General features: G+C 65.6%; 16 protein-coding genes. 6 read left to right on the forward strand and 10 right to left on the reverse strand.

The features are described from left to right. The first annotated feature begins 71 nt into the window (after nucleotides 1–71). A complete protein-coding gene (locus HU748_RS21560) occupies nucleotides 72–515 on the forward strand; it encodes a TadE/TadG family type IV pilus assembly protein (protein ID WP_186708559.1) in 444 nt (147 codons plus the stop codon). Then, nucleotides 512–3,151, forward strand: coding sequence for an ATP-binding protein (locus HU748_RS21565; RefSeq protein ID WP_186721876.1), 2,640 nt, complete (start codon nucleotides 512–514; stop codon nucleotides 3,149–3,151). Before HU748_RS21560 ends, HU748_RS21565 begins: the two co-directional genes overlap by 4 nt. Here HU748_RS21565 and HU748_RS21570 read toward each other — a convergent pair. The 7 genes from HU748_RS21570 to HU748_RS21600 form a co-directional block, all read right to left on the reverse strand. Then, the gene (locus tag HU748_RS21570; RefSeq protein ID WP_346655481.1) at nucleotides 3,136–5,100 is read right to left on the reverse strand and encodes a pilus assembly protein TadG-related protein; all 1,965 of its coding nucleotides are present in this window, start codon (nucleotides 5,098–5,100) and stop codon (nucleotides 3,136–3,138) included. The genes HU748_RS21565 and HU748_RS21570 overlap by 16 nt on opposite strands. A 217-nt stretch (nucleotides 5,101–5,317) precedes the next feature. After that, nucleotides 5,318–5,878 carry a DUF4136 domain-containing protein gene (locus tag HU748_RS21575; RefSeq protein ID WP_186721878.1) on the reverse strand — a complete coding sequence of 187 codons (561 nt, stop codon included), beginning with the start codon at nucleotides 5,876–5,878 and terminating at the stop codon, nucleotides 5,318–5,320. Between the two features lie 18 nt (nucleotides 5,879–5,896). After that, on the reverse strand, nucleotides 5,897–6,529 hold the full coding sequence (locus tag HU748_RS21580) for a DUF4136 domain-containing protein (RefSeq protein ID WP_186721880.1): 633 nt from the start codon (nucleotides 6,527–6,529) through the stop codon (nucleotides 5,897–5,899). A 22-nt stretch (nucleotides 6,530–6,551) separates the two neighbouring features. Beyond that, nucleotides 6,552–7,301, reverse strand: a complete 750-nt coding sequence (locus HU748_RS21585; RefSeq protein WP_186666053.1) for a methyltransferase domain-containing protein — start codon at nucleotides 7,299–7,301, stop codon at nucleotides 6,552–6,554. After that, nucleotides 7,298–7,603, reverse strand: a complete 306-nt coding sequence (locus tag HU748_RS21590) for a MazG-like family protein (protein WP_186666055.1) — start codon at nucleotides 7,601–7,603, stop codon at nucleotides 7,298–7,300. Before HU748_RS21590 ends, HU748_RS21585 begins: the two co-directional genes overlap by 4 nt. 110 nt (nucleotides 7,604–7,713) lie before the next feature. Then, nucleotides 7,714–8,565 (reverse strand): MaoC family dehydratase, encoded by an 852-nt coding sequence (locus tag HU748_RS21595; protein WP_186721882.1) that lies wholly within the window; start codon nucleotides 8,563–8,565, stop codon nucleotides 7,714–7,716. 2 nt (nucleotides 8,566–8,567) lie between these two features. Then, nucleotides 8,568–9,920: a 3-oxoacyl-ACP reductase gene (locus tag HU748_RS21600; protein WP_186721884.1), complete on the reverse strand. Its 1,353-nt coding sequence runs from the start codon at nucleotides 9,918–9,920 to the stop codon at nucleotides 8,568–8,570. A gap of 162 nt (nucleotides 9,921–10,082) precedes the next feature. On the opposite strand from HU748_RS21600, the gene HU748_RS21605 reads away from it, so the two are divergent. The 4 genes from HU748_RS21605 (at nucleotide 10,083) to HU748_RS26645 (ending at nucleotide 14,475) form a co-directional block, all read left to right on the forward strand. Continuing rightward, entirely contained in the window at nucleotides 10,083–11,360 is a 1,278-nt protein-coding gene (locus tag HU748_RS21605) for an acetyl-CoA C-acetyltransferase (protein WP_186721886.1), read from the forward strand. A 39-nt stretch (nucleotides 11,361–11,399) separates the two neighbouring features. Then, entirely contained in the window at nucleotides 11,400–12,188 is a 789-nt protein-coding gene (locus HU748_RS21610; RefSeq protein ID WP_153774057.1) for a helix-turn-helix transcriptional regulator, read from the forward strand. Nucleotides 12,189–12,338: 150 nt separating this feature from the next. Next, a complete protein-coding gene (locus HU748_RS26640) occupies nucleotides 12,339–14,315 on the forward strand; it encodes an autotransporter outer membrane beta-barrel domain-containing protein (protein WP_186721888.1) in 1,977 nt (658 codons plus the stop codon). Continuing rightward, a complete protein-coding gene (locus tag HU748_RS26645) occupies nucleotides 14,242–14,475 on the forward strand; it encodes an autotransporter outer membrane beta-barrel domain-containing protein (protein ID WP_186721890.1) in 234 nt (77 codons plus the stop codon). The genes HU748_RS26640 and HU748_RS26645 overlap by 74 nt, the downstream gene beginning before the upstream one ends. A gap of 43 nt (nucleotides 14,476–14,518) precedes the next feature. On the opposite strand, the gene HU748_RS21625 is transcribed toward HU748_RS26645, so the two are convergent. The 3 genes from HU748_RS21625 to HU748_RS21635 form a co-directional block, all read right to left on the reverse strand. Then, the gene (locus tag HU748_RS21625) at nucleotides 14,519–16,465 is read right to left on the reverse strand and encodes a methyl-accepting chemotaxis protein (RefSeq protein ID WP_186721892.1); all 1,947 of its coding nucleotides are present in this window, start codon (nucleotides 16,463–16,465) and stop codon (nucleotides 14,519–14,521) included. A 190-nt stretch (nucleotides 16,466–16,655) separates the two neighbouring features. Next, a complete protein-coding gene (cueR, locus tag HU748_RS21630) occupies nucleotides 16,656–17,060 on the reverse strand; it encodes a Cu(I)-responsive transcriptional regulator (RefSeq protein WP_186666067.1) in 405 nt (134 codons plus the stop codon). Then, on the reverse strand, nucleotides 17,057–19,459 hold the full coding sequence (locus HU748_RS21635) for a heavy metal translocating P-type ATPase (protein WP_186721894.1): 2,403 nt from the start codon (nucleotides 19,457–19,459) through the stop codon (nucleotides 17,057–17,059). Before HU748_RS21635 ends, cueR begins: the two co-directional genes overlap by 4 nt. Nucleotides 19,460–19,467: the final 8 nt, after the last annotated feature.

Genomic DNA, 19,467 nt, shown 5'->3' on the forward strand with positions numbered 1-19,467 from the left:
AATGGCCATCCCTATTCGTTGAGCGGGTTCTATGCTGTCACTCAGGACTTCTAGTCAGGGTAGACGTGATCATGCGAGCAAGCCCGGCAGTACGGCAAAAAGGCGCGGCAGCCATCGAGTTTGTCGCAGTCTTCATGATCTTCTTCGCGGTGTTCTATGGCTTGGTCAGCTACAGCCTGCCGATGCTCATGCTGCAGTCGTTCAACCAGGCCAGCAGCGAGGCGGTGCGCCGCTGCGTGGCGCTGGACCCGAACAGCGCCACCTATGCCACCGATGTGCAGAACCTGGCGCGCCAGGTGATCACCCAGCAACTGAGCTGGATGCCCGCTGCACTGGACTTTCAGCCCGCCACCGATGCGCGGATCGTACTGGCGCCCGGTAACCTGCTGACCGTGACCATCGATTACCCGAAAAACAAACTGACCAATGTCATGCCGGTGCTGGTGCTGCCGCTGATCGGCGAAGTGCCGCGGCTGCCCCAGCGCCTGCAGGCCCAAGCGAGCCTGCAGCTGTGAGTGGCGTGTTCGATCGCTGGTTGGGGGGCCAGGCAGCGGTGGCCGAGGCGCCGTTGGCGCTTGGCCTGCAAGTGTGGCTCGACGAGCGGGGCCAGGTGCTGCGTCTGTCCGGACCGCTGCGCACCCTGCTGGCCATGCCGACCCACCACGCCACACGGGTGCAGGACTACCTGCAGCACCATAGCTGGCTGGTACTCGAAGGCGATCCTGCCGATTGGCAGGGGCAGCCGTTGGATCTGGATTTTCGTACCGTGCACGGCCATACGCTGCACACTCGCGGTTGGCTGCAGCGTCAGGCCGAGGGCTGGTTGCTGCAGTTGTTCGATATCGGCGACCTGTTGCGCGCGCATGACCACGAAGCGCAACGCTTGAGCCTGCAGCGCCTGGCTGGCGACATCGGCCGTGCGGTGCGCGAGTGTGGCGAGGAGCGCCTGGCACAGGTGACCGGCGAGCAGTTGCGGCGCCTGGTCGAGCACTGGCAGGTCGATTCGGTGCGCCTGATGCTGCTTGAGGCCGGCGTCTGGCGCAGTCATGCCGACAGTGGCGATGACTGGCCCTGGGCCGACGACGGGCAGCTGCGTCCGTGGCTTGAGAGGTTCGCGCTACGGGGTGAACTAGATGCGTCCGAGCGCTCCGAGTTGCAAGTTTTGTGTGGCGGTTTGCCGGTGTCGCTGCTGCCCTACCGGCTGGGGCCGGATATCCAGGCCTGCCTGCTGTGTGTGGCGAGCGGGACGCCGCCTGTGCACGAGGCGCAGGAGTGGCTCTTGCAGGCGTTGCTGGACCCGTTGCTGGCGCGCCTTCGGCAGCGCCAGTTGCAGCGCAGCGACCAGCACCTCGACGCGCTGCAGCGGCAATTGGGCGCCGGTTGGTGGGAGTGGCCACTGCAGGGGCCGCTGCAGTTGGACCCAGCCTTGGCGGCCAGTGTCGACCTGCCACGTGAAATCACCGTCGAGCAATGGCTGGCGCGGGTGCACCCGGCAGATCGCGAGGCCGCGCAACTGGCGCTCGAGCAACTGCTCGAAGGCCGTGCCCTGAGCCTCAGTCTGCGCCTGCAGGAGCACGCCCCTCAGATCAGCCCGCGCTGGCTGCACTGGGTGGGGCAACTGCAGGGTCGCCAGGTGCGCGGCTTTCTGCTCGACATCAGCGCGCTCAAGGCCCAGGAGCTGCAGGCGGGCGCCGCCCGTGCACGGCTGGAGAACCTGATCGCCAGCTCACCGGCAGTGATCTACATCCAGCGCTATGCCGAGGGTGCGCTGCACAGCGAGTTCTTCAGTGCCAGCCTGGCGCCGATGCTGGGCTGGCCCAGCGACAGCGAGCTGGCCCGTCAGCCGGGGTTGGCAGTGCATCCCGATGACCGCAGCCTGTGGCTGGAGCGCACGCGTACGCTGCTGCGCGATGGCCAGGCGCGCTGTCGCTATCGTCTGCGCGACCAGGCGGGCGGCTATCACTGGGTACTCGATGAAGCCCGTCTGCTGCGCGACGACCTCGGTCAGCCTGTGGAGGTGGTCGGGCTGTGGCTGGATGTCAGCGAGGCGACCGAGGCCGCCGAGCGCGTGCGCCACAGCGAGGAGCGCTACCGGGTGCTGGTGGAGGATTCGCCGGCGATGATCTGCCGCTATCGTCCCGACCTCGAACTGCTGTTCGGTAACCGTCCGCTGGCCGACCATCTGGAGTGTGCGCCGCAGCAGCTTGCCGGCATGAACCTTGGCCAGTGGATGTCCGACGCTCAACGCAGCGCGTTCCTGCAGCGTCTGGCAACGCTGACCCCGGAGCGCCCCTTGAGCAATGCAGAAGTCTGCCTGCAGCTGCCGGGGCGGGAAAACGCCTGGTGGGTGTGGGCTGACCGCGGCCTGTTCGACGCGCAGGGGCAGCTCCTGGAAATCCAGGCGGTGGGGCGTGACAACACCGAGGTGCGCCGCAGCCAGCGCCAGTTGCTGCAGGGTGCGAAGATGGCGACCCTCGGCGAGCTGGCGACCGGGTTGGTGCACGAGATCAACCAGCCGCTGAACGTGATGCGCATGGCTGTGGCCAATACCTTGAAGCGCCTGGAGAACGGCGCAGCGGACACCGATTACCTGACCGACAAGCTGCACCGTATCGAGGCCCAGGTGGAGCGGGCGGCGCGGCTGGTGGAGCACATGCGTGTCTATGGCCGTCGCTCTGAACCGGAGCGTCAGGTGTTCGTGGCCTGGGACGCGGTGGAGGGTGCGGTCGCGTTGCTGGCCGAGGGGCTTCGGGGCAAGGGTGTGGCCGTGCATATCGCGTCGCCCGAGTCGTCGTTGGCGGTGCAGGGGCATCAGGACCAGCTCGAGCAGGTGTTGATCAACCTGATGATCAATGCCCGCGACGCGTTGCTCGAACGCCAAGCCCTGGCACCGGCCATCCGGGTCAGCCAACAGCAGGTCGAGGGGCGCGTTTGCCTGCGGGTCGAGGACAACGCGGGCGGCATCGATCCGCGCCTGCTCGGACGCATCTTCGAGCCATTCTTCACCACCAAGCCCGCGGGTGTCGGCACGGGCCTGGGACTGTCGGTGAGCCATGGCATCGTCGAGGCCATGGGTGGCAGCCTCGAGGCACTCAACGGCCCCGAGGGTGCGTGCTTTTGCATACTGCTGCCGCTCTACAGTGCCAGTTGAGCACGGCCTGTCGAGCAACTGAGGTTGGCGCCGACCTCGGCGTTGACCAGGTCGATGCCCAGCACTTTCAGCAGCACGTTCAGCAAGGGGTCGAGCAGCGGGCTGAGCAGGCCTTTGATCAGCGGCTCCAGTATGGCCTTGACGCCATCGAGTACCCCACCCACCAGCACCAGCACCTGGCCCAGGCCGCTGTTGTTGGCGGTCGGTCGGTAGGCTTCCAGGTGAATGCCCAGCAGGGTGTCGCTGAGGCTGCCAACCACGTTGTCGTTGGCGGTTCTCATGGGCAGGTAGGCAGGCTTGAGGCCGATGTTCGGCGGCACGCTGGTAGGGGCCTGGAAGGTCAGTGCGCGCTCCTGGGCGCCGCTGCCCAGCACCTTGCTGTCCACACGCAGGCCTATGCCGCCGCCGACGAAGGGAATGCGCGGCGCGCAGTCCCCCAGCGGCAGGATCAACAACCTGGTACAGCGCTTGGTGCCGATGTCGATCAGCGGCAGCGCCTTCACGGCGGTGGTGCCGTTGGTGAAGAACTCGTCCGGGGAAGCGAACTGGCCCACCGCGATCTTGACCGCCGAGCTCTGGTTGCGGGTGGTCAGGCGCTTGGGTGAGCAACTGAAGGTATCGGGGGCTGCAGGATTGAGGCGGGTGCTGGCTTCGGCGACTTCCAGGCCGATGTCCAGGTGCAGCTTGCCGGGCACCAGGACGATATCGCTGACCGTACAGGGCACGCCGAGCAGGCAGAGCACTGATTGCACGGTGGCTGCCAGGTTCAGGCTGAGCAGGTTGTTGATCACGTTGGTCAGCGGTGCGGCGAGGTCGAGCACGGCGTTGAGCAGGCCGAAGATGCCATCGAGCAAGGGCAGGTCGAGGGAGATCATCGCCCGCACCTGGGCAGTGTGTACGCGCAGCTCGTCGGTACGCGGGTCGCCGACCGAGGAGATCTGCTGCGGTTCGATGACCTTCAGGCGCACCCGTCCGTTGACCAGGCCGAGCACGTTGAGCGGCAGGTCGACGTTGGCGGCGCTTTCGCTGGCGGCCAGCTGGATCACGCCTTGGACCAGTTGCAGCAACTGGATGCTGGCATCCAGGCCAGCCTGGGCGGTGCCGTTCTGGATGTCGAGGATATCGCCCAGGCGCACCAGCGTGCCGTTGCCGGCCCCCAGGGCGACCTTGCCCAGGTTGGTCACCACCTCCAGCGCCGCGCCGCTTTGTTGCAGCACCTTGACCGCCGCCTGCAGCAGTTGGGTGGCGGTGGCGTTGGCGTTGAGCAACTGCTTGTAGTCGCCGACCGTGAGGTTGAGATCGACTGCCAATTGGTCGAGGTAGCTGAGCAGCTTGATGTCGGTGGCGGCGATGCCTTTCCAGCCGGCAAGGTCCAGTTGCACGCCACCGCCGAGGGCGCCAAGCAGGGCATTGAGCAACACCGACTGACGCGAATCGACCGTGGCGAGAGTGGTGCGGATACTCAGCATTGCCTGCGGCGGCAGCGGCGCTGAAGCGACAGCGTGGGCTTGCAGGGTGGTGGTCAGCGGCACGCCATTGCCCTGGATCAGGGCATACACCCCCGCCGCGACGCTGGTGGTGACGGTGTTGCTGACATCGACCCGGATCGCCTCGTTGCGGTTGTCGTCGCGGGTGAAGCTGCGCAGGCTGTTGGCGCCGGTCTGCACGTAGCCGCAAGTGGCCTGCAGTGGGTTGCCGGGGGCGTGTCCGTTGCGGGTGGCGGCAGTGCGGGCAATCGCAGTGGCCTGTGGGCCGGTGCCGATGCACACGGCGAACTGCCCGGCGGCTTCCAGCGCCGCCATGTCGGCGATGCGCTGCAGCTTGCGTTGTTCGAGGTAGAGCCGCCCACTGTCGATTGCCAGCAGCAGGAACAGCAGGGCCATACCGAGGGTGATCACGGCCATCAGGCCGATCGCGCCGCGTTGGCGCGCAGCGGAAGAGGAAACCACGGGCACTCCTTTGCAGGCCGAAGGCCGGCATCGCGATTGCGATTACAGGAGTGTAGTCACGGTGATGGCATCTTGCCTCTTCTCAGGCTTCACACCGCCGGTTGTAGGAGCGGGCTTGCCCGCGAAAAAGACACCGCGCTGCCTGGCATAGGCTACGCCCGTGTTCGCGGGCAAGTCGCAGCGGCGAACCGCCGCTCCTACAAATAGGCGTTGGGTCTCAACGCGGTGGATAGTTGCTCATCACCTGGGTCACCGTCTTCTGGATCGCCGCATTGCGCTCCTGCGGGCTCGGCGGGTAGTTGTTCATGACCTGTTCGGCGCTGCCACGCCAGACCAGCTTGCCGTCCCGGCCATCGAACAGGTCCACCTGGATGGTCGCCACCTTGTAGTCGACGCTACGGGTCTCGTTGTACATCGGCCCACCCCAGTAACCGCCCCAGTAGCCACCCCAGGCCCCGCCATAGTTGGTGGTGACCTGCTGCTGGCGGTCTTCGACGATCAGGTAGGCGCGCACTTTCACATCGGGCCGGGCGCTGCCTTGTGCCGGGCGCAGGCCGCGCTGGTCGAGCTGGTCGGCCACAGCCTGGCGGATGCGCTGCTCGGTGAGGTCGCTCTTGATCCGCGGATCGTCCGGGCGATATTGCAGCGCCGGTTCCTGCCAGGCCCAGCTGCGGTAGGCGGCGAAGTCGCGGCTGGCATCGAAATCCTGGGTGACGTTGTTGCTGGAGCAGGCAGCGACCAGCAACGCGAAGGACAGCAGAACGAGACGGCGCAACATGATGATTCTCCTGACGCGTTAACTGGGAGGGTAGCCACTGAGGGCCTTGCGCACCGACTCGCGCAGGGCGTTTTCACGGTCCCGTGGCGAGGCCTTGTCGCTGCCGCTTTCGGCGCTGGCACTCCACACCGGCTGGCCGTTGCGGGCATCGAACAGGTCGATGCGCACCACCATCACCTCGACTTCGTAGGTGCGCACGATCGGTACGCTGCCGTAGGCACCATAGCCGTTGCGGTAGCCGCCATAGCCGATGCCGCCGTAGGGAGCAGGGCCATAGTAGGGGTCGTAGTCGTAATCGCGGACCTGGCGCAGGCGGCGTTCCAGGCGCAGGTTGGCGCTGACCAGCAGGTCGCCGCTGGCGCCGCGTGCCGGGCGCAGGCCGTGCTGGTCGAGCGCACCGCTGATGGCATCGGCCAGTTGCGCAGGGTCGGCATTGGCGCTGCCGCTGGGTAACTGGCCGTTGCGCCAGCTCCAGCTGCGGTAGCGGCCATAGTCGCGTGGCGCGGCCGGGTAGGCGCTGGCGTCGAATGTGGTCGCGGCCTGGGGCGGAGCCGGTGGCAGTGGCCGGGAACTGGCGACATAGGGATTGCTGCTCTGGCACGCCGCCAGGGCGAAGGGGAGCAAGGCCAGGCACAACAGACGGTACGGCATGTATTCCTCCCGGCAGGCGAGATCAGCGTGGGCGACAGGTCCAGTGCAGGTAACGGCCGAGCCCGGCGAAGCTTGGGTGACGGCGGTGGGCCAGTTCCATTTCCAGCAGGTCGAGCAGTTCGGCCTTGTCCTGGAACTCCTTGGGCATGTAGTCGTGGAACACTCTCACGCCACTCTCGCTTTCGACCTGCCACAAGGGTTCAAGTTGCGCTCGCAGTTCTCGCGGATCAAGGGGTTTTTGCGGGGTGAGACTCTGTTTTTCCCCGGCCAGACGGTCGCTGCGCAGCTTGCGGAAGTGACCCTTGAGCAAGTTGCGGTAGACCAGCGCGTCGCGGTTGTAGAACGCCAGCGACAGCCAGCCACCCGGCGCGGTCAGTTGGTGCAGCACCGGCAGGATGCTGTGCGGTTCGGCCAGCCATTCGAGCACCGCGTGGCACAGCACCACATCGAAGGGCTCGGTGAGCTGACCGAGCAGGTCCTGCCAGGGGGCCTGGATGAAGGTGGCGGGTTGGTTGGCCTCGGCGAAGCGCGCGCGGGCGCCGTCGAGCATCGGCGCGGCGGGCTCGGCCAGGGTCACCTGGTGCCCGCGCTGCGCCAGCCACAACGCCATGTGTCCCAGGCCTGCGCCAATGTCGAGGATGCGCAGGGGGCGGTCGGGCAGGCTTTCGGCCAGGTCGGCCTGCAACACCGCCAGGCGGATCGCGCCTTTGGCCCCGCCGTAGATCTTCTCGGCGAAGCGGCTGGCCAGCTCATCGAAATGACGGTCGTTCATCGGGCGAAGCGCCTCTCGCTGTCGGCGAGCTTGGCCCGCACCACGCTTTCCATGTCCAGCCCCAGCTCGCTGCACAGCAGCAACAGATAGAGCACCACATCGCCGACTTCCTGGCCGGCGTGGGCGAGCTGCTCGGGGGCAAGCTGGCGTGACTGGTCTTCGCTCAGCCACTGGAAGATTTCCACCAGCTCGGCCATCTCGACGCTGGCGGCCATGGCCAGGTTCTTAGGGCTGTGGAAGCCGCGCCAGTCGTTGTTGTCGCGGATCTGGTGCAGGCGATCGGTCAGTTCTTGCAGGTTCATCGAGGGCTCTCCTTCTGGCGCATAGCTTCAGGTGCGCCAGGGAGCAAATCAAGTGAATTGGAGGCCATTGTTGGGGGCCAAGGGGGAGGGCTCAGCGCGCGCTTGACCGGTTACAGGGCGCTCCATTTGCCGGTCATGTGCAGCAGGCCCCCGTGTCCCGTCAGATTGAGTTGCCCTTGTGGCCCTGCGGCACTTGCGCCGAGCACCACCTCCGACGGCAGGCGCACCGGCTTGTGGAAATCCACCGCGAACCCATAACCCGCCACCGGCAGATGCCCGCGCAGCGCCGCCAGCGCCATGGCCTTGTTCCACATGCCATGGGCAATGGCCTTGGGGAAACCGAACAGCCGGGCACTCGCCGCGCTCAGGTGGATGGGGTTGTAGTCGCCGCAGACCTTGGCGTAGCGTCGGCCGATATCGCTGTCTGCGTACCAGCGCGTCACTTCCGGCGCTTCGCTGGTCGGCTCATCGTTGCTCTGGTGCGTTTCGCCTTCGAGCTTCAGCCCTCGCACAAGCATGCGGCTGGTTTCGCGCCAGAGCAGCCCCAGCCCGTCGTGGGCCTCGGTGATCAGGTCGAAGGTGCCACCCTTTGCATGTGCCTGCAGGTTGTCGGCATGCACGGCAAAGCGCAGGCCCTCGATGGCGCCCAGTGGGCGCAGCACCTGGATCTCGTTGTGCAGGTGCACCAGCCCGAGTAGCGGGAAGGGAAAGTCGCTGGCGGTCAGCAGCTGCAATTGCAGGTTGAACGCGACCACGTGCGGATAGGTAGGCGGCAGGCGACCCTCGTCGCTGAAGTGGCACAGGCGACGATAAGCCGCAAGGTTCGTTGGGTCGACCCGCAGGAAGCAGCGCAGGCCACCTGTGGGCAGGCGGTCGCCACTGATCTTGCGCTTGCCGAGCGCTCGCAGATAAAGCCTGGTGCGGGTCTCGGGGGTGTGCAGGTCCTGCCATGTCCGGTTCATGTTCATGCCCCCATCAGTGCTTGCCCGCAGACGCGCAGGTACTGGCCGCTGACCGCACCAGTGCCGGGCTGGGCGAGCCAGGCGACAGCCTCGGCGACGTCTTGTGGGCGCCCACCCTGGCCCAATGAACTCAGGCGACGGCCAGCCTCGCGCAGACCCATGGGCATGGCGGCGGTCATGTGGGTTTCGATGAAACCGGGGGCCACGGCATTGATGCTGGCGCCCTGCTCGGCAAGCCTCGGCGCCCAGGCCTGGGCGAAGCCGATCAGGCCGGCCTTGCTCGCGGCGTAGTTGGCCTGGCCACGGTTACCGGCGATGCCACTGACCGAGGCGAGCAGCACGATGCGCGCATTGTCGTGCAACTGGCCGGCGTCGAGCAGGGCCTGGGTCAGCACTTGAGGGGCCTTGAGGTTGACGGCCATGACCGCGTCCCAGTACTCCGGAGTCATGTTGGCGAGGGTCTTGTCGCGGGTGATACCGGCATTGTGCACGACGATGTCGATGCCCGTCGGCAGGCCTTCCAGCAATTGGGTTGCGGCGTCGCTGGCGCAGATATCCAGCGCCAGGGCCTGGCCGCCGATACGTGCGGCAAGGGCATCGAGGTCTTTCTGTGTCGGCGGCACGTCCAGCAGGACCACCTCGGCGCCGTCACGGGCCAGGGTCTCGGCGATGGACGCACCGATGCCACGGGCGGCGCCGGTGACCAGCGCACGCTTGCCGGCCAGGGGCCGAGTCCAGTCCTGTACCTGGCTTGTACAGGCTTCGAGGCGCAGGACCTGCCCGGACACGAACGCGCTCTTGGGTGAAAGGAAGAAGCGCAGCGCACCTTCGAGCTGATCCTCCGCGCCGGAAGCGACATACAGCAATTGGGCCGTTGCGCCGTTGCGCAGCTCCTTGGCCAGCGAGCGGCTGAAGCCTTCGAGGGCACGCTGGGCGACGCTGGCCTGGGGCGCTTCGACCTGTTCGGGAGGGCGTCCGAGGATCACTACATGGGCGCAGGGCGCCAAGCTGCGCAGCAGCGGCTGGAAGAATTCGCGCAACTGCCGAAGCTCATCGCTGTCGGACAGATGACTGGCATCGAACACCACTGCCTTGAGTTTCGGGCCGAGCCCGGCGACCCAGGCGGGGGCTGCGAGGTTTTCGCCAGCAAAGCTGTAGCACTCGTCGGTGAGTGCCGGGGCGATGGCTTCGACCTTGCGCACCAGCGGCCCGCCGCCCAGCACCAGTGCGCCTTCGATCGGGCGCAGGCGCCCGGCCTGCCAGCGCTCCAGCGGCGCCGGACGCGGCAGGCCGAGGGCGTCGACCAGGCGGCGGCCGAGGTTGGAGTTGGCAAAGCCGAGATAGCGGTCGCTCATGGTGCGGGTCTCCCTTAAGGCAAGCATGCAAGTGTGGACCATGTTTGTGGCAAGGTCGTTCGAATGTGGCAAAAACGCCTAGGCTGTAGCCAACCTAGCCGAAGTGACGGGCTTTGAGACCGTCATCCAATCGGATCAAATTGTTTCAGGAGGAATCAGCGCATGCACTCACCTCGACGGGTCGCGATCCTGGGGGGCAACCGTATCCCCTTCGCCCGCTCCAATGGCGCCTACGCCACTGCCAGCAACCAGGCAATGCTCACCGCCACCCTGGAAGGCCTGGTGGAGCGCTACCGCCTGCATGGCCAGCGCCTGGGCGAGGTGGTGGCGGGCGCGGTGCTCAAGCATTCGCGCGACATGAACCTGACCCGCGAATGTGTGCTGGGTTCGCGTCTGTCGCCGCAAACACCCGCCTACGACATCCAGCAAGCCTGCGGCACCGGCCTTGAGGCGGCGCTGCTGGTGGCCAACAAGATCGCCCTCGGGCAGATCGACAGCGGCATAGCTGGTGGCGTCGATACCACTTCGGACGCGCCGATCGCCATCAATGAAGGGCTGCGCCGGGTCTTGCTGCAGGCGAACCGGGGCAAGACCCTGAGCGAGCGCCTGAGGCCCTTCCTGAATGTACGTCCGAGTTTTCTGAAGCCTGAGTTCCCACGCAATGGCGAGCCACGTACCGGGCTGTCGATGGGCGAGCACTGCGAACGCATGGCTCAGACCTGGCAGATCGGACGCGCCGAGCAGGACGAACTGGCACTGCTCAGTCATCGCCATCTGGCCGCGTCCTACACCGAAGGCTGGCATGACGACCTGCTCACGCCCTACCTCGGCCTGACCCGCGACAACAACTTGCGTGCGGACCTCACCCCAGAGCAGTTGGCCAAGCTCAGACCGGTGTTCGACAAAGGTGCCCAGGGCACCCTGACTGCCGGAAACTCCACGCCGCTGACTGATGGCGCCTCGTTGGTGTTGCTGGGCAGCGAGGCCTGGGCCGAGGCGCGCGGTTTGCCCGTACTCGCCTATCTGGTCGATGGCGAGACCGCGGCGGTGGACTTCGTCAAAGGCCAGGAGGGGCTGCTGATGGCGCCGGTTCATGCCGTGCCACGGCTGTTGGCGCGCAATGGCCTGAGCCTGCAGGACTTCGACTACTACGAAATCCACGAGGCCTTCGCGGCCCAGGTGCTCTGCACGCTGAAGGCCTGGGAGGACGATCGGTACTGCCGAGAGACATTGGGGCTGGAGGGGGCATTGGGGGCGATCGATCGCAGCAAACTCAACGTCAAGGGCAGCTCGTTGGCCGCCGGGCACCCCTTCGCCGCCACCGGCGGGCGGATCCTGGCCAACATGGCCAAGCTGCTGGCCACGGCGGGCAAGGGACGCGGGCTGATCTCGATCTGTGCGGCGAGCGGGCAGGGGGTGACGGCGATCGTCGAGCGCTGAGGTGTTAACCTTGTCCGATCCAAGACAAAAAACAGTGCCATGCAGACCCTCGGACAGATTTCCGCCCCCCGCGCCATCCCCGACCTCGAGCAACTGCCCAGGCCACTCTACGCCCGTGCCGAAAGCCTCGGCGCGGGCTCCTGGACCACGCGCCACCGGCACGATTGGGTGCAGTTTTCCTACGCGATCAGCGGTGTGCTGGGGGTCTACACCAGCGATGGCAGCTACTTCGCGCCACCGCAGTGGGGGGTGTGGATTCCGGCTGGCCTCGAACACGAAGTGGTGACTTCGATGCAGGCCGAGATGCGCAGCCTGTACGTGCGTCGCGATGCCTGTACCTGGGCCGCCGACGAATGCCGGGTACTCGAAGTGACGCCGCTGGCGCGGGAGCTGATCAAGCAGTTCTGCCAGATGCCCGCGTCGTATCCCGAAGGCGACAGCGCCGAGGCGCGTCTGGTAGCCGTCTTGCTCGACCAGTTGCAGGCGTTGCCGCAGGTGGGGTTTTCGCTGCCGCTGCCGCGCCATGCCGGGTTGCTCGCGCTGTGCAATCAGTTGATCGCCGCGCCCGACCAGGCGCAGACCCTGCAGCAATGGGCGCTGCAACTGGGGTGCTCGGAGAAGACGCTGATGCGCCTGTTCCAGCGTGAGACGGGGCTGAGCTTCCGTAACTGGCGCCAGCGCATGCGGCTGTTGTCGTCGCTGGCGTTGCTGGAGGCGGGGGAGAGCGTGACCGATGCAGCACTAGGCTGCGGGTATGACTCGACATCGGCCTATATCGCGGCGTTCAAGCAACTGTTCGGTGCGACGCCTGGGGAGCTTCGTTTCTAACGACGACCGACCAAGTCTTATCCGACGTTATTTCGAACGGTCAATGCGAACAACTCGCTTCTCACGATCAATACGGAACTGTCTGACCGATCTTCCTTTTGCTCCAACGTAACGTCCGCCTCTCGAGCCAATATCCTGAGAGGCATTTCCATGACTGGATCACTAATTTTACTGCGGCGCCATCCGCTGGCGGCAACCCTGACGTTCACTTTGGGCGCAAGTCTGGCTGCCAATGCCGCGGACTTGGGGCCTGGCGAGTTTGCGCTGGTCTCCCCTGGAGACCCTGTCGAGGATTGGCACCTGGGCAGCGGGGCGCGTCTTGACGTGCGCCCGGGCGCCGAGACCGGACGTATCACTGGATTCGACGGCGGTCAGGTCAACGTCGAGGGAGCCAAGGTGATTTCGACCGACAGGGCTGCGATCAGCATCGTGGATGGTGCGGTCAACCTGACCAATGCCACGGTAGTCAGCACAGGCTCCATCGGGATGGCCCTTGGAACGCTGGGCGATGACACTTTGACGTCTACGGCGATCTTGAGCGGCAGCAGTGTGCGCGGTGCCACCACTGGGGTGGAGTTGGACTCGGCTGATCTGCACGCGCGCAGTTCGCGCATCCACGGTGACAGAGCAGGTGTTGTACTCAAGGGCGGAACACTTGCTTTGCATGAAGGGACCGTGGTGTCGGGGGACGTCGGTCTGGAAGTCGGTACACCGGAGTTCTGGCAAAAGGATCTGCCCAATCAGGTCGTTGTTCAGGCCAGTCTGATCGAGGGGCAGCAGGGTAGTGCGGTAGTGGTTCGTGACGCACAGGTGGACATCCGGGTCGCCGACGGAGGCCAACTCAAAGGCGCCAACGGCGTGCTGCTTGAGGTCATCGAGGGCGGCGAGGCCTCGCTTCACGTGAGCAACAGTCGCCTGGAAGGCGACATCCGCGTCGAGCAGGGTGCCAGTGCTGATATCACCCTGGACAATGCGGCGCACTTACGAGGCCAGCTACATAATGTCCAGCAGTTGCAGATTGGCGCGCAGTCCAGGTGGGAGACGATGGCGGACGCTCAGGTCGGGACTCTCGACTTGCGCCAGGGTTCGGTAGTCGTGCAGTCAGGCAGTATTCTGCGAGCCGACACCTTGCAAGGAGAGGGTACGTTCTGGCTCGACCATAGCCGCTTGCAGATAGACAGTCATGCCAGCGGCAGCTTTGCCTTGCACCTGGCAAGTTCTGGCCATGAGCCACAGGGGCCGGTGGTCGGAATCGGCAGTGGTGATGCGACGTTCGATCTGGCATCCGGCCCGGTCGATGCAGGGGCCTTTGCTCACGAGTTGGTCCGCGAAGGCGACCAGTGGAGTTTGCGGCCACAGGTCGACATGCGGGGCAAGGCGAGACTGAGCAATGCCGGTGAGACGGCGATGGCGTTCGACAGTTCGCTTGAAGCCGCGTCGCAGGTCGAGTCCCGATGGGTTGTCGGACGCCTCGAAAAAATGCGGACCAATGCTGGTTCAGCCGGGTTGTGGATGCATACCGGCACGACCGGCTTTGATGTCGACAGTGCAGTCGGCACCCGCTATACCCAGCGCGTTGGTGGCTTTGCCCTGGGCGCTGATACTTTGCTCGATGATACCTGGCGGGTCGGTGCGGCAGTGGGGCTCAGTCGTTCGGCGATTGGCCTGCAGCGCGGCTCATCTGCAACACTGAACAGCTACTTCTCCGCGTTGTATGCCGGTTGGGGCGACAACTCCGGTTACTACGCCGATGCTGCGCTCAAGCTCAACCTGTTTGACGGCACCATCGATGCCCGGGCTCACGATGGACGCAAGGTGTCCGGCAATCGCCGTCAGGGGGGGTATGGGCTCACGCTGGAGACTGGTCGTCGCTTGAGCCTTGATCAAGGTTGGTATGTGCAGCCTTTTGTACAACTGAGTGCCGCGATCGTGCAGGGGCAGCGCAGCAGCTTGAGTAATGGGCTTGAGGTCGAGTCATCCAACCAACACCTGAACATGGGGACGCTCGGTATCAAGGGGGGGGCGCGTCATCGTCTTGAACAATGGTCTGGAAATGTCGACCCACGGCCGCATCGCGGTGATGGACAACCTGGGCGGCACGCGCAGGGTCAGCCTCAACGGTCATGAACTCGACAACAGGTTCAGCAGCGGGCGCACCGAGATGGCATTGGGGGTATCGTCCGAGGTGCTGCCAGGCTGGACAATCAGCACGGAGGTCGAGGCTGCCCGCGGGCGCAATGTTGATCAGCGTTATGGAATCAACCTCGGCCTGAGCCACTCGTTCTGAGTGTGGCGCGCCACACCGAGGTTTGCAGTGTGGCGCGTGAACTTCAGGTCCTGAACCGCCGCACCAACGCATCCAGCTCGTTGGACAACCCTTCCAGGCTCTGGGAGTCCTGCCGCGCCGCTTGCGCAAGCTCGGCCACCAACTGCGCATCGCCGTGAATCTGGCTGATATGCCGATTGATGTCCTCGGCCACCTGGTGCTGCTCTTCGGCGGCGGTGGCGATCTGGGTGTTCATGTCGCGGATGATGTCCACTGACTCGCGGATCTGCCCGAAGCTGTCGCGCGCCAGGCCGATGCGGTTGACAGACTGCTGCGACACTTCAAGGCTGGCATGCATCTGTTCGGCCACCTCGGCGGTGCGGTTGGCGAGGTTGCCCAGCAGCCCGTCGATCTCGGCGGTGGAGTCGGCGGTGCGCTTGGCCAGGGCGCGGACTTCGTCGGCTACCACGGCAAAGCCACGGCCCTGCTCACCGGCGCGAGCCGCTTCGATGGCCGCGTTGAGGGCTAGCAGGTTGGTCTGTTCGGCGATCGAGCGGATGGTGCCGAGGATCGACTGGATCGCGTTGCTGTCACGCTCCAGTTGCTGGATCGACTGCGCCGACTGCTCGATCTCCTGGCTCAGGCGGTCGACGCTCTGCACCGCCGCATCGATCTGCTGCTGCCCCTCGCGTGCCTGTTGCTGGCCGCTGTCGGCCGACTGTGCGGCCTGGCTGCAGGAGCGCGCCACTTCGTTGGCGGTGGCGACCATTTCGTGGAAGGCGGTGGATACCATGTCCACCGCCTCGCGCTGACGGCCAGCGGCTTCGGCCATGTCGCCGGACACCCGGGTGGAACTGGCCGAGGTGCTGAGGATCTTGCCGGCCGCGCCGCCGATGTGCTGGATCAGGCTGCGGATCGCCCCCAGGAACTGGTTGAACCAGTTGGCCAGTTGCGCGGTTTCGTCGCTGCCTCGTACCTCGAGGTTGCGGGTCAGGTCGCCCTCGCCCTGGGCGATGTCTTCCAGGCCACTGGTGACGCTGTTGATCGGCCGTACGATGAGCTTGGCGAAGGCGGCGCCAGCCACGGCGAAGACGGCCGCCAGCACCAGTGCGAGCGTGCCGATCAGCCAGGTCAGGCGGGTGGTGGTCTGCATCACTTCGTCCTGGCGGATCAGGCCGATGAAGGTCCAGCCCAGGCGCTCGTCCGGGTAGATGTTGGCCATGTAGCGTTCGCCATCGAGGGTCACTTCGGCCAGGCCCTTGCCGGCCTTGGCCAGTTCGGCGTAGCCGCCACCGAAACTCTCCAGCTGCTTGAAGTTGTGGCTCGCGTCACGCGGGTCGACCATGACGTTGCCGTTGTTCTCCATCAGGATCAGGTAGCCGCTGTCACCCAGCTTGATCTGCTTGACGATCTCGGTCAGCCCCTTGAGCGAGACGTCGATGTTGACCACCCCGCCCGGGCTACCGAGCTGGTTGGCCACGGTGCGCACGGTACTGACCAGCACGGCGTCGTCGCCGGCCCAGTAGTAGGGCGCGGTGCGCAGGGTCTTGCCGGGGCTGGCCATGGCGGCCTGGAACCAGGGGCGGGTGCGCGGGTCGTAGCTGGCCATCTTCGGGTCACCGGGCCAGAACGCATAGCCGCCGTCTTTCATACCGTAGGACACGTAGGCGTAGTCGGGGTGGCTCTGGGCCAGGCGGGTGAACTGGTCGTACAGCGCCTTGTCCTGCTCGCCCAGGGGAATCTGCGCGGCGTCGGCGGCAATGTACTTCTTGAGGTTGTCGGCGCTGGCCGTGACCAAGGGCTGGCTGGCGAGGTACTCGACGTTCTGCGCAATGCCCTGGAAGAAGATGTTCATCGCGTTGCCGACCTGGCGGATTTCCCGGCTGCTGCCATCCAGGAAGTCGTCCTGCGCTTCTTCTCGCAGGTTCAGCACCACCACGGTGGCGACCAAGACGATGGGTAGGCCCGCAATGAAGGCGAAGGCCCAGGTCAATTTTTGCTTGATGTTCATCCACGCTCCCGGATTTTTTCTTGTCGACGCATGAAACTGGTATGCAGGTCATCGGCAGAGCGCAGGAATATCTGAGTGAAACTCCCGTATTTATTGGATGAAACTTCATTTTAAGGTCGGTTTGGCCAGGTATGGCTAATATGGCATACCAAAATGCTGGCGTGGGTTGTCAGGCAGCCCACGCCAGCGTTCAGTGACAGCATCCACCTTCGTTCGCCAGGTCCCTGAGAATCGGGCAGTCTGGGCGATCATCGCCCTGGCAGTGGGCGACCAGCTCGCTCAAGGTGTCGCGCAGGCTCACCATCTCTTCGATCCGTCGGTTCAGTTCGTCGATATGCTGTGTCGCCAGTGCCTTGACGTCGGCGCTGGCGCGCTGGCGGTCCTGCCAGAGCGTCAGCAGCCGGGAGACTTCTTCCAGTGAGAACCCCAGGTCGCGCGAGCGCTTGATGAACGCCAGGCTGTGCAGGTCTTCCTGCTGGTACAGCCGATAGCCGCTGTCGCTGCGCAGCGCCGGCTTGAGCAGGCCGATGGACTCGTAGTAGCGGATCATCTTGGCGCTGAGCCCACTGCGCCGGGCGGCTTGGCCGATGTTCATGGCGTCTCCTTCGAAGCGATGCCGGTGGGCTTCCAGGTCTTGAGCCACAGGGCGTTGCTCACCACGCTGACGCTGGAGAGCGCCATGGCGGCGCCAGCCAGGACCGGGTTGAGGAAGCCAAAGGCGGCGAGCGGGATACCGATCAGGTTGTAGATGAACGCCCAGAACAGATTCTGACGGATCTTGGCGTAGGTCTTGTTGCTGATTTCCAGGGCTGCCGGCACCAGGCGAGGGTCGCCGCGCATCAGGGTGATGCCAGCGGCCTGCATGGCCACGTCCGTACCACCTCCCATGGCGATGCCGATGTCGGCTGCAGCCAGGGCCGGGGCATCGTTGATGCCGTCGCCGACCATGGCCACCACGCCGTTCTGCTTGAGTGCATTGACGGTGGCGGCCTTGTCGGCTGGCAAGACTTCGGCGTGCACATCGTCGATGCCCAGCGCCTCGGCGACCACCTTGGCGCTGCCGCGGTTGTCGCCGGTCAGCAGGTGGCTGCTGATGCCCTGTGCGTGCAGTGCCGCGATCGCCTGCTCGGCACCGGGCTTGAGGCTGTCACCGAAGGCGAACAGTCCGAGCACCCGGGCATGTGGTGCGCGCTCGATCAACCACGACAGGGTGCGACCTTCGCTTTCCCAGGTCTGGGCCCTGTCGAGCAGATTGCCTGGCTCAAGGCCGCTTTCGTCGAGCAGGCGCCGGTTGCCCAGGGCCAATACCCGGCCTTCGACCGTACCGGCGATGCCGCGCCCGGTGAGCGACTGGCTATCGCTCACCAGGGGAATCTCCAGCCCTTGCTCAGCGCCGGCATCCAGCACGGCCTTGGCCAGCGGATGTTCGCTGCCGCGTTGCAGGGCTCCGGCCAGGCGCAGCAGGTCGTGTGCGTCGCCGACGACGGCCTCGCTGTGGACGATGCGCGGGCTGCCGGAGGTCAGGGTGCCGGTCTTGTCGAAGACCACGCGATTGACCGCATGGGCTCGCTCCAATGCTTCGGCGTCCTTGATCAGGATGCCATGGCTGGCTGCCACACCGGTGCCGGCCATGATCGCTGCCGGTGTGGCCAGGCCCAGAGCGCAAGGGCAGGCGATCACCAGCACGGCCACGGCGTTGATCAGTGCGTTTTCCAGCGGTGCACCGGCCAGCCACCAGCCGACCAGGGTGATCAATGCGAGCACCAGCACCGCCGGGACGAACACCTGGCTGACCCGGTCGACCAGCTTCTGGATCGGTGCCTTGGCCGCCTGGGCGTCTTCGACCAGGCGGATGATCCGCGCGAGTACGGTTTCGGTGCCCAGGGCCAGGGTGCGCACCAGCAGACGGCCTTCACCGTTGATCGCACCGCCGGTGACCTTGTCGCCGGGCTGTTTGGGCACTGGCAGGCTTTCGCCGCTGATCAGCGCTTCGTCGGCGTGACTGCTGCCTTCGATCACCTCGCCGTCGACCGGGAAGCGCTCGCCGGGCTTGACCAGTACCAGGTCGTCCAGGCGCAGCTGGCTGATCGCTACATCTTCCTCGCGGCCGTCGATCACGCGCAAGGCGCGCTCGGGGCGCAGGGCTTCGAGTGCGCGAATGGCGCTGGCGGTCTGGCGTTTGGCGCGGCTTTCCAGGTATTTGCCCAGCAGCACCAGGGCGATTACCACGGCCGAGGCTTCGAAGTAGAGGTGAGGTTCCATGCCCGCATGGGCCTGGGACCATTCGTACAGACTCAGGCCATAGCCGGCGCTGGTGCCAAGGGCGACCAGCAGGTCCATGTTGCCTGCGCCGGCACGCACGGCTTTCCAGGCGGCCTTGTAGAACCGTGCCCCGAGGATGAACTGCACCGGGGTTGCCAGCACGAATTGCGCCCAGGCCGGTAACATCCAGTGCAAGCCGAACGGCTGCACCAGCATTGGCAGAACCAGGGGCAGGGCCAGCAGCAGGGCGGCGATCACCGCCAGGCGTTCGTTGCGCAGGCGTCGCTGCGCATCGTGGCGATCGTCATGGGCGGTACGTGGCAGGCTGGCGCTGTAGCCGGCCTTTTCCACGGCGCCGATCAAGGCGTCGTCGCTGACGCCTTCGAGTACCCTGAGGTGCGCGCGTTCGCTGGCCAGGTTCACGCTGACCTGCTCGACCCCGGACACCTTGCCCAGGGCGCGTTCGACGCGGCCGACACAACTGGCGCAGGTCATGCCGCCTACCTGAAGTTCAAGGGTGCGGCTCGGCACGCTGTAGCCGGCCTTGCGCACCGCTTCGAGCAGCTCCGGCAGGCTTTCGGCCGGGGCCTGGACCCTGGCCTGTTCGGTAGCAAGGTTGACGCTGACCTGTTCGGCGCCGTTGACTTTACGCAGCGCGCGCTCGACGCGACCGACGCAACTGGCGCAGGTCATGCCGGCGATCGGCAGGTCGAAGGTGGTTGATGCGGGCATGGGCTTTC

Origin of the sequence: Pseudomonas sp. RW3S2 (assembly GCF_014268955.1) — a bacterium.
In the GTDB taxonomy this organism is placed as follows: Bacteria; Pseudomonadota; Gammaproteobacteria; order Pseudomonadales; family Pseudomonadaceae; genus Aquipseudomonas; species Aquipseudomonas wayambapalatensis.

Bases quoted from the DNA above. Each gene is read 5' to 3' on its own strand.
- HU748_RS21610 (WP_153774057.1), top strand. From the start codon at position 11,400: ATGCAGACCCTCGGACAGATTTCCGCCCCCCGCGCCATCCCCGACCTC.
- HU748_RS26645 (WP_186721890.1), top strand. From the start codon at position 14,242: ATGTCGACCCACGGCCGCATCGCGGTGATGGACAACCTGGGCGGCACG.
- HU748_RS21625 (WP_186721892.1), bottom strand. From the start codon at position 16,465: ATGAACATCAAGCAAAAATTGACCTGGGCCTTCGCCTTCATTGCGGGC.
- HU748_RS21635 (WP_186721894.1), bottom strand. From the start codon at position 19,459: ATGCCCGCATCAACCACCTTCGACCTGCCGATCGCCGGCATGACCTGC.
- HU748_RS21560 (WP_186708559.1), top strand. From the start codon at position 72: ATGCGAGCAAGCCCGGCAGTACGGCAAAAAGGCGCGGCAGCCATCGAG.
- HU748_RS21575 (WP_186721878.1), bottom strand. From the start codon at position 5,878: ATGTTGCGCCGTCTCGTTCTGCTGTCCTTCGCGTTGCTGGTCGCTGCC.
- HU748_RS21580 (WP_186721880.1), bottom strand. From the start codon at position 6,529: ATGCCGTACCGTCTGTTGTGCCTGGCCTTGCTCCCCTTCGCCCTGGCG.
- HU748_RS21605 (WP_186721886.1), top strand. From the start codon at position 10,083: ATGCACTCACCTCGACGGGTCGCGATCCTGGGGGGCAACCGTATCCCC.
- HU748_RS21585 (WP_186666053.1), bottom strand. From the start codon at position 7,301: ATGAACGACCGTCATTTCGATGAGCTGGCCAGCCGCTTCGCCGAGAAG.
- cueR (WP_186666067.1), bottom strand. From the start codon at position 17,060: ATGAACATCGGCCAAGCCGCCCGGCGCAGTGGGCTCAGCGCCAAGATG.
- HU748_RS21595 (WP_186721882.1), bottom strand. From the start codon at position 8,565: ATGAACCGGACATGGCAGGACCTGCACACCCCCGAGACCCGCACCAGG.
- HU748_RS21590 (WP_186666055.1), bottom strand. From the start codon at position 7,603: ATGAACCTGCAAGAACTGACCGATCGCCTGCACCAGATCCGCGACAAC.
- HU748_RS21600 (WP_186721884.1), bottom strand. From the start codon at position 9,920: ATGAGCGACCGCTATCTCGGCTTTGCCAACTCCAACCTCGGCCGCCGC.
- HU748_RS26640 (WP_186721888.1), top strand. From the start codon at position 12,339: ATGACTGGATCACTAATTTTACTGCGGCGCCATCCGCTGGCGGCAACC.